The organism is Corallococcus exiguus (assembly GCF_009909105.1).
GTDB lineage: Bacteria > Myxococcota > Myxococcia > Myxococcales > Myxococcaceae > Corallococcus > Corallococcus exiguus.
This window is the reverse complement of sequence record NZ_JAAAPK010000005.1, coordinates 422120-434619: the sequence shown is the minus strand read 5'-3', so window position 1 is coordinate 434619 and position 12500 is coordinate 422120. Positions and strand designations below refer to the sequence as shown.

The following is a 12500-nucleotide window of genomic DNA, read 5'->3' as shown; positions in this document are numbered from 1 at the left end:
AGGCGGGGAGGCGGGGATTCTGGAGGCTCGTGGTAGGTAGGAGGGACCATGGCATCCAGGTACGCGCAAGAGGGTGGGCAGTCGCTCCAGCAGGGTCAGCCGGCGGAGGCGGTGAAGAGCTTCCAGAAGGGCCTCTCCATCGACCCGAAGGACGTGGACTGTCTGATGGGCCTGGTGCGCACCCACCTGAGCACCGGCGCCGCGAAGGAGGCGGAAGGCGCCGTGACGCGCCTGCTGCAGGTGCAGCCGGACAACACGGAGGCGCAGGCGCACCTGGCCATGCTCAAGGCGCAGGCCGGAGACCCCGTGGCGCTGGTGACGCTCAAGGCGCTGGCCGCCGCGCCCACCGCCGGCTACTTCGAGCGCTTCAACCTGGGCACGCTGCTGGCCGAGCGCGGCGACCTGGAGGGCGCGAAGGCCGCCTTCGAGGCCGCGCAGGTGGTGGCGCCCCACAGCGTCTATCCGCACTTCGAGCTGGGCCGCATCGCGGTGCAGCGCAGGGACACGGCGGCGGCGGTGACGCACTTCCAGCAGGCCTCGGCGCTGGCGCCCCAGGAGGCACTGCCGCACCTGATGCTGTCGCGCGCGCACGCGGCGAACGGCGCCATCGGGGCGGCCATCGCGGCGGCCACGCGGGCGCTCGAGAACGCGCAGGGCCGCACGCGCGTGGCGGTGTTGCAGGACCTCTTCCGCCTCTACCTCCAGGCCAACAGCAAGGACTCGGCCCGCCGCACCATCCTGGAGCTGCGCGAGCTGGATCCGGCGCAGGTCCGCTACGTCCACCTGCACGGCCTGGCGAGCATGCTGGCCGGGGAGCTGGCGGAGGCGAAGGCCCTCTTCGCGGAGGCCCTCGAGCGCGCTCCGAATCAGTGGGACATCCGTCACTCGCTGGCGCAGGCGCACGAGGCGCTGGGCGAGCGCGCCGAGGCCCGCAAGCTCCTGGAGGAGACCGTGGCGGTGGTGCCCCACGAGCCCGGCCCCACCAACGACCTGGTGCGCCTGCTGATGGGAGACCAGGACCACGCGCGGGCCCGCGTGCTGCTGGAGCGGGTGCTGGAGGCGAACCCCCAGGACGCGCTCACGCACCTGAACCTGGCGCGCGCCACCCAGCCGTTCGACCGAGCGGAAGCCACCCGGCACGCCAGGCAGGCACAGTCGTTGGGCACGGCGGACGCCACCGTGAAGGACCAGGCGGCGCAGCTCCTCACGGAGCTGAGCGGCTGACGCACCCCGTCTTCCCCTGTCCCAGGCCCGTGCCTACCTTCAGGCGCGGTCCGAGAGCGGGCAGGGGGGACGCATGCGCAAGGCGGAGCAGGCATTGATTGAGCAGCTGGAAGCGCGCTTCCGGGAAGTGACGCGGCTGCTCTACACGACGTCCATCCCCGCGTCGGTGTTGGACGCGGAGCTGCTGCCGATGATGGCGGAGGACGTCACCTTCACCGACCCCTGGCAGAAGGGGGGCGGCAAGGAGACGTACCGCAAGGGCGCGGCGGGCTTCCACTGCATGTTCCACTTCGACTTTGACATCTTCCAGCTCAACGTCCAGCTGGAGCCGGATGGGAAGAGCGGGCGGGCCATCGTGGACGGGGTGATGAACCTCAAGCAGTTCGCGTGGCTCTACACGTACCCGCTGCGAACGCTGCTCGTGTACGACTTCACGCTCCAGCGCGGCGAGGACGGCGGTGAGGTGTTGCCGCTCATCCACGCGCATGAGGAGATGTGGAGCTTCGGCGACATGATCGCCAACGTGCCCGGAGTCGGCGCGCTCTACGACCGCTTCCGCAAGGCCTTCAGCGTGGGCTTCCTGGCGGCGTCAGCGGTGTGCGGGCGCCTCAAGCAGTCGACCTGAGAGACCGCGGACGGCAGGGCATGGGCGTCATGCCCTGACATGCCTGTCAGGGATTGCGGAGCGCGACTCCGAGTGCGGCCGTCTGTCGGCGAGTGGGCACGGGTGTTGCTCTGGGGTGCCGGCTCCACTGCCCCCGGAGGTCCCGCGTGCGTCGCTGGCTGTTGCTGCTACTCCCCATCCTTGTTGGCTGTGAGTCCGGGCTGGAGGCTGCCGGCGTACTGGATGCCACGGCGGCACGGCTCGAGGACGACCGTGTCTCCGTCGAAGTCACGCTGGCGTGCGGCCTCGTGTACGGCTTCGCGCGGTCGGAAGGCTGTGACGCGGATGGCGAGCGCGTCTGTGTCTCCGCGGCGTGGTACGCGGCCGACGACACGGCCTTCGCCCATCCGCTGCACCGGGCGGAGTCGTGCCAGACGGTCCCCGACATCATCGGCACCCAGGTGACGGTCACCACTCCGGACGCCGTGGCCCGTGACCCCGGGCTGCGCATCCTCGTCAGCGCGGATCCCCGCGTGGCGAACGTCATCATCCCCAACCCCTGAGGCCCCCATGCATCCGACCTTCATCATCGTGGCCCTCGCGGGCCTGCTGACGGCCTGCGGGCCTCGTTGGGACGCCGTGGGCGTTCGCGCCGCCTCCGCCACCCGTGACGCGGACGACCACGTCACCGTGACAGCTGTCCTGACCTGCGTGCCCGCGAACGGCTCGGAGCCCGACGGCTGTGACAAGGACGGGGAGTCCCTGTGCATTGGCCTCGTTGGGTACCCGACCCCGGAGGTCCTGCCGGAGGATCACTCCTCCCTGGGAGTCTGGCGCGTCTCCGAGTGTTTGAAACCCCAGCACTGGGAGGGGACGACCGTGGTGTTGCGCTCACCGGAGCCCGTGCCTCGTGACGTGCCCTGGACCCTGGAGCTGGGACGGACCCTCATCGGTGGAGAGGGCCCGCGCGTCTTCTTCGCGAGCCCCTGACACGCAAGTGCTTCAGGCGGGGATGCGCTTCTCCGCCTGAAGGGTGCCTGTCTTTTCAGCGCCCGAACAGCCCGCGCCGCTTCGCCGGCTGCACCTGTCCGCCCAGGCGTGACAGGCGCTGGCCCAGGATGCGGCTCATCTCCAGCGCGACGGCGGGGTTGGCCATCATCACGCCGCGGAAGTCCTCGCGGCCCACGGCGGCCAGCTCGCACGGCGTGGCGGTGACGGCGGTGGCGTTGCGTGGCTCACCCGTGAGCAGGGCCAGCTCTCCGAAGAAGCCCCCCTGCTTCACCGTGGCCACCGTCTGCCGTGAGCCGTCCTTCATCGCCACCTCGCCGGAGATGACCACGTAGAACGTCTCGCCCGCATCGCCCTGGCGGAACAGCTCCGTGCCCGCGGGCGTCTGGAGCAGCTCCGCGCCGCGCGCCACCGCCTCCAATTCGTCGTCATTCAGGGGCGCCAGGAAGTCCAGCTTGCGCAGCGTCTTCGCCAGCGTCGAAGCGAGGCCCTCGCCCAGTGGCGGCTCCGACGTGAGGAACTCCACCGCCTTCGCGACCTGCGTGCGGCGCGCCACGAGGATGACGTTGTGCCCGGCCTTCAGCTGAGTGTTGCCCTCCGGCAGCGCAGTGTGGCCCTGTGGATCCACCAGCGCGATGAAGATGCACTCGCGAGGGAAGCCCTCCATGCCGCGCACCTGCGCCACCGTCTGGCCCGCCACCCGGGCGCGGGCGGGAATGGCCAGCTCGAAGAGGAGCGCGTCGCCGCTGCTGAGCGGCAGCGACCCGGACACCTGCGGGAAGTCGATGGCGGTGGTCATCTTCGCCACCACCACGTCCGCCTCCGCCACCAGCTCCTTCACGCCCGCCAGCCGGTACGCGTCGCGGTAGTTCGTGTCCAGCATCCGCACCATCAGGCGCGCGCTGGACGTGGCGCGCACCAGCATGGCGAACGCGAGGTTCGCCGGGTCGTGCGCCAGCACCGCCGCCGCCACGTCCGCCGTCCCGATGCCCGCCGCCTCCAGCACGCGCGGGTTGGTGGCGTCACCGCACACCGTCACCACGCCCACCTCTTCGAAGAGGCGCGAGCAGATGCCCGCGTCGCGCTCGATGACCGTCACCGAGTGCTGCTCCGACACGAGCCGCGCCGCCAGCGCGCCGCCCACCCGTCCTCCCCCCGCGATGACGATCTTCATGACGCCTTGTGCTCCTTGCCTTCCGAGTTCGCGTGCCCGCCGTGCAGCACCTTCTCCAGGCCCAACATCCGCGCGTCCAGCTGCGCCAGCATCTCCTCCGCCGTCGTCTCCGGAATCAGCCCGTTGCGCCGCGCGCCCTGCAACGCCGTGCGCTCCGCGTCGATGAGCCGCCGCCGCGTGCTCAAGAGGTCCTTCGCCCCTTCGGCCAGGTGCTGCTCGCTGATGCGCCGCAGCTCCCGCTCCGCCCGGGCGATGTTCACCTGGTACTCGCTGCGCAGGTGCTCATAGGCCGCGCGCGGCAACAGGCCCTGCGAATGCAACGCCTCCAGTTCCACGTGCGCCGCGCGGCTGGCGATGAGCTTCCCGCGCTGCTCCGCCATCTCCAGCGCCACCGCGTCCTGCTGGAACAGCCCCAGCGCCTTGAGCGCGCCCGTGAGCATCAACCCCTGGCCCACCATGGACACCAACGTGACGCCGAACGCGATGGAGACAATCTGCTCGCGCGCGGGCGTATTCTCCGGAAGACCCAGCGCCAGACCGATGGACAGCGCGCCCTTGATGTTGCCCAACAGGAACACGTGCTGCCAGCGCAGCGGGATGGTCTCCGCGGGCTTGAACAGACGCAGCAGCAGGAAGGGCAGGTAGATGGCCACCGCGCGCCCCAGCACCACCGCCACCACCGCGATGCCCACGCCCGGCAGGTGTCCCTGGAGCGCCTCCGGCCGCGTGTCCAGACCGACGGAGAGAAAGAGGAACGTGTTGACGCCGAAGGTGGCGTACTCCCAGAAGGAGTGGATGGCCACCTGGCTCTGAGGCGGCACCTCCCGCCTCAGCGTCACGCCCACCGCGAGCCCCGCCACCACCGCGGAGATGGCGCCCGACAGGTGCACCTCTTCCGCCATCACGTAGGACGCCAGCGCCACCGCCGTCGTCACCATGATCTCCGCGAGCGGATCCTCCGCGCGCCGGATGATGAAGCCGCCCAGGAGTCCCAGCGCCAGGCCCACCACCGCGCCGCCCACCGACGCGAGCAGCACATGGCCGCCCAGCGACCCCAGCGAGGGCGCCATACCGCCCGCCACCACCGCCGCGATGGCCGTGTACGCCACCAGCGCGGTGCCGTCGTTGAAGAGGCTCTCCCCCTGGATGATGCCCGCCAGCCGCCCGGGCACTGGCGCACGACGGAAGGCGTAGAGGATGGACACCGTGTCCGTCACAGCGAGGATGGAGCCCAGCAGCAGCGCGGGCCCCCACGCCAGGTCCAGCATCCAGTGCAGCGCGGCGCCGGTGGCGCCAATGGCGAGCACCATCCCCAGCGTGGACAGCAGGCCAATGGGGACCGCGTTCGCGCGGATGCCATTGAGGTCCGCCATGATGCCGCCCTCGAAGAGCAGCAGCGGAAGGCATATGAGGAAGACCACCTGCGGGTTGAGCGGGGGCACTCCCGGCAGCAGGTGTGCGACGGAGATGAGAAGGCCACCAAGCACCAGCGCGACGTTGTACGGCACGCTGGCCCGCTTGGCGGCGATGGCAAGCGCGATGGCTGCCACCATTAGGCCTATTAAAATAGGTACTTCCAGCAGCACGGCGACTCCACTGGGGCCAGGAAGGGGCGCGAAGCTTTCCAGATTCGCGTGGACCGTGCACGGGCACCGTCCGCTTTTCGTCTCCGGGCCCCGAGGCCCCGCCCGCCTGCCGCCCGCCGGAAGTGCGCCCTGGCGGCGAGACGTCCGCGTGGTACAGCAAGCACCCAGATGAAATCCGGCTCGCTGGACACCCTGGTCCTCTCCGTCACGGCCCTGCGCAAGACCTACGGCGCCCACACGGCCGTGGACGGCATCTCCTTCCACGTGCGCCGCCGCGAAATCGTGGGGCTCCTGGGACCCAACGGCGCGGGCAAGAGCACCACCATCAACATGCTCCTGGGCGTGCTCCAGCCCACCTCCGGCACCATCGCCATCGAAGGCACCGACCTGGAGACCCAGCGGGTGAAGGCCCTGTCCCGCACCAACTTCGCCGCCGTCTACTCGCCCCTGCCCGGCAACCTCACCGTGGCCCAGAACCTGCGCGTCTTCGGCCTCATCTACGGCGTGAAGGGGCTGTCCGCCCGCATCGAGACGCTGCTGGAGGAGTACGACCTGAAGCGCTTCCGAGACACCAAGTGCGGCGTGCTGTCCTCCGGCGAGCAGACCCGTGTGTCATTGGCCAAGGCCATGCTCAACGAGCCCCGCCTGCTGCTGCTGGACGAACCCACCGCGTCGCTGGATCCGGCCACGGCGCTGGACATCCGCACCCGCATCCGTGACTTCGCCGCGAAGGGCAACAGCGGCGTGCTGTGGACGTCCCACAACATGTACGAGGTGGAGTCCGTCTGCGACCGCGTCCTCTTCCTGGCGCGCGGCCGGGTGCTGCTGGAGGGCGACCCGAAGACGCTGCCCCGCGAGCACGGCAAGGCGTCACTGGAGGAGTTGTTCATCGCCGTGGCCAACGAGCCGCTGGCGCTGGAGAGGCACGAAGCGCCATGAACCTGAACCACGTCGCGGGCATCGCGCTGCGCCAGTTCTATCTCTACAAGGGCAACCTCGCGCGAGTGGTGCCGCTGTTCGCCTGGGTGGCCGTGGACATGGTGCTGTGGGGCTTCATGACCCGGTACCTCAACCAGGTCACGTCCTCCGGCTACGACTTCGTGCCGGCGCTGCTGGGCGCGGTGCTGCTCTGGGACTTCTTCGCGCGCGTGATGCAGGGTTTGACGACGGGCTTCTTCGAGGACGTCTGGTCGCGCAACTTCCTCAACGTCTTCGCCACGCCGCTCACGCTGCCGGAGTACGTGGGTGGCCTGGTGCTGACGAGCATCGTGACCAGCGCCATTGGCCTCGTCGTCATGCTGCTGTTGTCCACCACGGTGTTCGGCCTGTCCTTCGCCGCCTACGGGGCAATGTTCATCCCCTTCGTGATGGTGCTGTTCCTCTTCGGCATCGCGCTGGGAATCCTCAGCAGCGCGATGGTCTTGAGGTTGGGCCCCGCGTCCGAGTGGTTCGTCTGGCCCATCCCCAGCCTGCTGTCCCCGTTCGTGGGCGTCTTCTACCCGCTGTCCACTCTGCCGGAGTGGATGCAGTGGGTGGCGAAGCTGCTGCCCCCGTCCTACGTCTTCGAGGGCGTGCGCACGCTGGTGGCTGGCGGCGAGTTCTCCGGCGCCACGCTCGGGTGGGGCTTCGCGCTGGCGCTCCTGGACATCGTGCTGGCGGGCTGGGTGTTCCAGCGGGTCTACCGCTACGCGGTGCGCACGGGCCTGCTGGCCCGCTACAGCGCGGAGAGCGTGAGCTAACGCCGGACGCGCAGGAGCAGGTCCTTCTTCGGACCGCACTCGCCCCGGCCGTCGCAGTTGCTGGTGGTGACGTACAGGTGGCCGTCCGGCCCCATCAGCACGTCGCGCAGGCGGCCCCAGGTGTCGCGCAGGTACACCTCGTGTTTCGTCACGCGCCGGGGCTCCTGTGAATCGAACTCCACCCGGTGCAGGTGCTTGGACTTCAGCGTGCCCACGAGCAGCGACCCCTTCCACTCCGGAATCGCGCTGCCCGTGTAGACGGCTGCGCCGCCTGGGGGCGCGGCGTCATCGAAGGTGAGCGACGGGGTGATGCGCCCGCTCTGCGTCTCGCACGAATAGATGCCGGGCCAGCCCAGGTTGTCGCCCGCCTTCACCACGTTCACCTCGTCGTGGCCGAAGCGCAGCGTCTCACCACTGGGGCCATGGTCGGTGAGGTACAGCGTGGTGGCGTCCTTCCAGTCAAAGCCTTGCGTGTTGCGCACGCCCAGCAGGAACGTGGGCGAATTGGGAAAGGGATTGTCCTGGGGCACCGCGCCGTCCGGCGTCAGGCGCAGCAGCTTGCCCGCGGGGCTGGCCACGTCCTGCGACAGGTCCGGGTCTCGGGAGTCGCCCGTGCCCACGTACAGCATGCCGTCCGGCCCGAAGCGCAGCCGCCCGCCGTCGTGATACTTCGCGGACGGGATGTCGCCGAAGATGACGCGCTCGAAGGTCGCGCTCGTGCTGTCCGGTGACAGCGTCCAGCGCTCCACGCGGTTCTGCGCCTTCCCGTCCGCCTGGGTGGTGACGTACAGGTAGAACCAACGGTTCGTCGCGAAGTCCGGATGCGCGGCGATGCCCAGCAGGCCGCCCTCGCCGTTCGCCGTCAGGGGCAGCGTGGCCACGGCCCCGGGCTGCAGCTGCCCTCCGCGCAACAGCCGCACGCGGCCCGGCCGCTCGGTGATCAGCGCGTCCCCGTCCTGGCCCGGCAGGAAGGCCACGCCCCAGGGGACCTCCAGCCCCTCCGCCACCACGTCCACGGTGACGGGCACGCTGCCGTCCTGGCCCCAGTCGTCCTCCATCAGGATGCAGTCCGCGGCGGAGGCCGTCCCCTGCGCCTGGCTCCTGCGGCAGGCGGAGGCGGATGCGGTGAGCACCACGAGGGCGGACAGGAGCAGGCGTCGGGAGCGCATGGCGACAATCTAGCGTTGGTGAACGCGGCCTACCGACCTGGAAGGGGGGCAGCCGAGCGCATTCGGGACTGGAAGACGGTGCGGGGTGGCGTTGTCGCGGCCCCTGTCGTGGGCACCTTGCTCGGGCGGGTTCAACGACACCAATGCCCAGCGGGAGGTAGTTCCATGGCGCGCATCGCATTCATCGTGGCGAACGACTTCGAGGACTCCGAGTTTCAGGTGCCCTTCGACACGCTCAAGCAGGCGGGCCACGAGCCCGTCGTCATCGGCGTGGAGGCCGGCAAGACGCTCAAGGGGAAGAAGGGCGCGGAAATCCGCACGGAGAAGGCGGTGAAGGAGGTGAAGGCCGCGGACTTCGCCGCGCTGGTGATTCCCGGCGGCTACTCGCCGGACCACCTGCGCATGGACATCGCCATGGTCGGCTTCGTGCGCGACTTCTTCAAGGCGGACAAGACCATCGCCGCCGTGTGCCACGCGCCGTGGATGCTGGTGGAGGCGGACATCGCGGACGAGCGCACCGTCACCTCGTTCCCCTCCATCAAGACGGACCTCATCAACGCCGGCGCGCGCTGGGTGGACCGCCAGGTGGTGGAGGACGGCAACCTCATCACGTCCCGCAAGCCGGATGACCTGGAGGCCTTCTGCGCCGCCGTGCTGCGTCAGCTGAAGGACGGCATCGCCCCACGTCTGGAGTCGCCCCTGGCCCCGCAAGCCACCGCGGACCGCGCACCCCCAGTGCACTGAGCCGCCAACAGGGCGAAACATGGTCCAACAGGACCCAGCCCCCCAGGGTGCTTCACGCGCTCTGGGGGGTTCTACGTGCCGCGCGGAGGATCGGATTTTCCCCCCGGGGAGAGGCCTGCCTGCCCCTGTTTCAGAGGGAAAATGTTGAGGGGACAACCCCGCATCCCCTCGACGCATTGCACTGTCGGACGCATGCGCCGGTTTTTTGCTGCGCTGGCATTGTTCCGTTGTCTTTGGTTCTTCGATACAAGACACTCAGACGTTTGTACGGGGTTCCATCAACCCCAGGGGAGTCATAAAATCCCTGAATTTTACAGCTGAGTTGCCATTATACAGTGTTGTTGCTTAGTATTCCGCCAGTAGGGCCCCCTTGACGGACCGCGACATCACTGACGGTCACTGTGGACTCCGCATGAATCCGGCTCCCCGAAACGTGGTGTCCCAGCCCCGTCAGGTTGTCCGGGCGGTGTTGAACGAAGCGCTGGAGAGCAAGCTGGGCGGTGAGGTGGTGGTGAAGTCCACCACGGTCTCCGGACGCATCTTCGTGGTGGAGCGCAAGGTGGCGTGGACGGTGCTCACGGGCCCGGGCGCGCGCAGCTTCTCCACGGCGCTCATCGACGCGAAGCTGGTGAGCCGCGAGGACGTCGAGCAGGTGATGGCGGAGTGCCGCAAGAGTGGCGGCAACTTCTGCGAGACGCTGGTGGCGTGGGGCCTGGTGCCGCGCGACACGCTGCGCGACGTGCTGTGCCGCCACCTGGCGGTGCAGTTGGAGACGCTCTGCGGACTGACGGAGGCGCAGGCCCTCTTCGTGCCGCAGCCGCGCTCCTACTCCAGCCAGCTGACGTTCGACCTGGCGGAGCTCACGGCCGAATCCCCGCAGTCGCAGTCCCCCCTGGGTCCCCCCGTCCTACTGGAAGGTGAAGTCATGGCGAACGTGAAGCAGGCGCTGGAAGAGGCGATGAAGATTGAAGGGGCGTTCGCGGTCTGTCTCGCGGATGCCAACAGCGGGATGACATTGGGAAGTGTCGGATCCGCGGGGTTCAACGTCGAGGCGGCGGCGGCGGGCAACACGGAGGTGATGCGCGCCAAGCTGAAGACGATGAAGGCCCTGGGCATCAAGGACCGCATCGAGGACATGCTCATCACCCTGGGCGAGCAGTACCACATCATCCGTCCGCTCGCGGCCCGCGAAGGACTGTTCCTCTACATCGCGCTGCACCGCGCGAACGCGAACCTGGCGATGGCGCGCTTCCGCATGGCGGAAGTGGAGAAGAACATCCAGATTTGAGGCTTCACCTTGATGACACCCCCCATGCCGCCCGTTTCCCTCCTGGAGGGAAGCGGGCGGAGGCGTTTCGAGGGGTCAGTGCTCGCCCGCGCGCTTCTCACCGGCTTCCACGCGCAGGGACAGGCGGTTGCCGCGCGGAGGCAGCGGGCAGGTGGCGAAGCGAGAGAAGGCGCACGGCGGATTGTAGGCGCGGTTGAAGTCCAGCACGACGCGCCCGTCCTTGTCCGGCAGCGGCGCTTCGAGGAAGCGGCCGGCGCCGTAGGTGGTGTCGCGGTTCGTCTCGTCGCCAAAGACGATGAACAGCTCGTCCGAGCCCTCTTCCCCCACGGGCGTCAGGCGGTACTCCTTGCCCGCCACCTTGAAGACGAGCGTGCCGGCGGACTTCATCTCCTCCGCGTACCCCAGCACCGTGGGCACGCTGAGCATGCGCGGCTTGTCGTCCGGCACCAGCCGCGCCTCCACCTTCCAGTCCGCGCTGGCCGGATACAGCGGGATGCCGTGGAACTGCTTGCGCGTCGCCGCCTCCGAATCCTTCATCCGCACGCCCAGCCTGTCCTTCCGGCGGATGATCTGGAAGTTCACGGTGCCCAGCCGCACCACGTCCGGCGCTTCCTTCTCGTCTGTCTTCAGCGCGCCGCCGGTGAAGGGTTTGCCCTCCAGCGTGAAGGCCACACCCGGCGCGGGCTGGAAGCTCACGGTGTCACCCTTGCGCACGAAGGTCCCCGCCCTGGCCGGCGCCGACGAGGGCAGTGGCACCGCGCTGTCGGGAGCGGAGCCGGCCGTCTGTTCGCCCTCCTTCAACCAGGTGAGCCCCACCAGCGTCAGCCATCCGTCTGGCGATTGCAGGCGTTGCAGCCGTTCGGCGTGCCACGCCTGGGTGGCGGCGGCGACGTCCTCCGCGGGGGCCTTCTTCTCCGCCTGCGCGGCGGGTTTCGGGAGCGGCTTCGTCGCGGGCGGCGAGGCCTGTAATGCCAGGGACAGGACCAGGGCGAGGGTGCTCATGCGGATGGGCCTCGAAGGGCGGGAGGGGCAGGGGCGCTGGGGCCAATGTCTAACAGGTGCCCGTCCCGGTTGCGCGCGGTCCTCCCGCCGTGCAAAGGCTTGAGAAACCTTCCATGAACCTGGACCTCCATCCCGCGCCCCCGGCCAGTGCCCTGCGCAAGCTCGCGCTGGGGACGTGGCGCGCGCCCCGCGACCCCACGGCCTACGCGGCGCTGGAGGTCCGCATGGAGCCGGCGCTCGCGTTCATGGCCACGCACCGCACGCTCACCGGCCGCCGCCTGACGGTGACGCACCTGGTGGCGAAGGCCGCGGCGGACGCGCTGCGCCGCTACCCGGAGGCCAACGTCGTGCTGCGCGGCCAGCGCCCGTGGCTGCGCGAGGACGTGGGCGTCTGCGTGCTGGTGGTGCAGCCGGCGAGCGGCGCGTCGCGCGTGGACCTGACCACCGCCACCGTGCACCGCGCGGACCAGAAGTCGCTGGAGGCGCTGGCGGACGCCATGGAGTCGCGAGTGTCGCGGGTCCGCGCGCGTGAGGACGTGGAGATTGAGCGGGGCAAGCGCCGCTCGTCGCTGTTGCCCGGCTGGCTGATGGGCCCCGCGCTGCGGCTGTTGTCCTTCGTCTGGTACGGCCTGAACGTGAACCTGCGCCGCGTGGGCATGCCGTTCGACCCGTTCGGCTCCGTGGCGGTGACGAACCTGGGCTCGCTGGGGCTGGAGCGGGGCTTCGTCGCGATGGTGCCCTACACCCGCGTGCCGCTCCTGCTGGCGCCCGGGCTGGTGCGGGACGTGCCCGTGGTGCAGGACGGGACGCTGGTGCCCGGCAAGGCCATGACGCTCACCTGCACCTGGGACGCGCGCCTCATCGACGTGGACCTGGCCGCGCGGGTGCTCCGGCACATCGGTGGCGCGCTGGAGGATCCCCGGGGGTGGGATGCACCGGGGACCGAAGCGCGGTAGAACAGG

The 12500-nt window shown here is 69.5% G+C and carries 13 protein-coding genes; 9 read left to right on the top strand and 4 right to left on the bottom strand.

Going from position 1 to position 12500, the window contains the following annotated elements; genetic code table 11:
- Positions 1 to 48 precede the first annotated feature (48 nt).
- The 4 genes from GTZ93_RS21940 (at position 49) to GTZ93_RS21925 (ending at position 2818) form a co-directional block, all read left to right on the top strand.
- The gene (locus GTZ93_RS21940; RefSeq protein ID WP_139919461.1) at positions 49 to 1224 is read left to right on the top strand and encodes a tetratricopeptide repeat protein; all 1176 of its coding nucleotides are present in this window, start codon (positions 49 to 51) and stop codon (positions 1222 to 1224) included.
- A 73-nt stretch (positions 1225 to 1297) separates the two neighbouring features.
- On the top strand, positions 1298 to 1849 hold the full coding sequence (locus tag GTZ93_RS21935) for a hypothetical protein (RefSeq protein WP_120599947.1): 552 nt from the start codon (positions 1298 to 1300) through the stop codon (positions 1847 to 1849).
- Between the two features lie 146 nt (positions 1850 to 1995).
- Positions 1996 to 2391: a hypothetical protein gene (locus tag GTZ93_RS21930; RefSeq protein ID WP_139919462.1), complete on the top strand. Its 396-nt coding sequence runs from the start codon at positions 1996 to 1998 to the stop codon at positions 2389 to 2391.
- Between the two features lie 7 nt (positions 2392 to 2398).
- Complete coding sequence (locus GTZ93_RS21925; RefSeq protein ID WP_139919463.1) at positions 2399 to 2818, top strand: hypothetical protein; 420 nt, start codon at positions 2399 to 2401, stop codon at positions 2816 to 2818.
- A 55-nt stretch (positions 2819 to 2873) separates the two neighbouring features.
- On the opposite strand, the gene GTZ93_RS21920 is transcribed toward GTZ93_RS21925, so the two are convergent.
- Both GTZ93_RS21920 and GTZ93_RS21915 read right to left on the bottom strand, forming a co-directional pair.
- Positions 2874 to 4010: a cyclic nucleotide-binding domain-containing protein gene (locus GTZ93_RS21920; RefSeq protein ID WP_139919464.1), complete on the bottom strand. Its 1137-nt coding sequence runs from the start codon at positions 4008 to 4010 to the stop codon at positions 2874 to 2876.
- Complete coding sequence (locus GTZ93_RS21915; protein ID WP_167548268.1) at positions 4007 to 5563, bottom strand: cation:proton antiporter; 1557 nt, start codon at positions 5561 to 5563, stop codon at positions 4007 to 4009. Before GTZ93_RS21915 ends, GTZ93_RS21920 begins: the two co-directional genes overlap by 4 nt.
- A 201-nt stretch (positions 5564 to 5764) precedes the next feature.
- On the opposite strand from GTZ93_RS21915, the gene GTZ93_RS21910 reads away from it, so the two are divergent.
- Positions 5765 to 6535, top strand: coding sequence for an ABC transporter ATP-binding protein (locus tag GTZ93_RS21910; protein ID WP_139919466.1), 771 nt, complete (start codon positions 5765 to 5767; stop codon positions 6533 to 6535).
- On the top strand, positions 6532 to 7335 hold the full coding sequence (locus GTZ93_RS21905) for an ABC transporter permease (protein WP_139919467.1): 804 nt from the start codon (positions 6532 to 6534) through the stop codon (positions 7333 to 7335). The genes GTZ93_RS21910 and GTZ93_RS21905 overlap by 4 nt, the downstream gene beginning before the upstream one ends.
- Here GTZ93_RS21905 and GTZ93_RS21900 read toward each other — a convergent pair.
- The gene (locus GTZ93_RS21900) at positions 7332 to 8504 is read right to left on the bottom strand and encodes a PQQ-dependent sugar dehydrogenase (RefSeq protein WP_139919468.1); all 1173 of its coding nucleotides are present in this window, start codon (positions 8502 to 8504) and stop codon (positions 7332 to 7334) included. The two genes, GTZ93_RS21905 and GTZ93_RS21900, sit on opposite strands and share 4 nt — an antisense overlap.
- A 165-nt stretch (positions 8505 to 8669) precedes the next feature.
- Here GTZ93_RS21900 and GTZ93_RS21895 point away from each other — a divergent pair, with 165 nt between their 5' ends.
- Positions 8670 to 9248, top strand: coding sequence for a type 1 glutamine amidotransferase domain-containing protein (locus GTZ93_RS21895; protein ID WP_120580685.1), 579 nt, complete (start codon positions 8670 to 8672; stop codon positions 9246 to 9248).
- 412 nt (positions 9249 to 9660) lie between these two features.
- On the top strand, positions 9661 to 10536 hold the full coding sequence (locus tag GTZ93_RS42465) for a hypothetical protein (RefSeq protein WP_139919469.1): 876 nt from the start codon (positions 9661 to 9663) through the stop codon (positions 10534 to 10536).
- A gap of 75 nt (positions 10537 to 10611) precedes the next feature.
- On the opposite strand, the gene GTZ93_RS21885 is transcribed toward GTZ93_RS42465, so the two are convergent.
- Complete coding sequence (locus GTZ93_RS21885; RefSeq protein ID WP_139919470.1) at positions 10612 to 11538, bottom strand: DUF1684 domain-containing protein; 927 nt, start codon at positions 11536 to 11538, stop codon at positions 10612 to 10614.
- Positions 11539 to 11651: 113 nt separating this feature from the next.
- Between GTZ93_RS21885 and GTZ93_RS21880 the strand changes: the two genes are divergently transcribed.
- The gene (locus GTZ93_RS21880; protein ID WP_139919833.1) at positions 11652 to 12494 is read left to right on the top strand and encodes a 2-oxo acid dehydrogenase subunit E2; all 843 of its coding nucleotides are present in this window, start codon (positions 11652 to 11654) and stop codon (positions 12492 to 12494) included.
- Positions 12495 to 12500 lie beyond the last annotated feature (6 nt).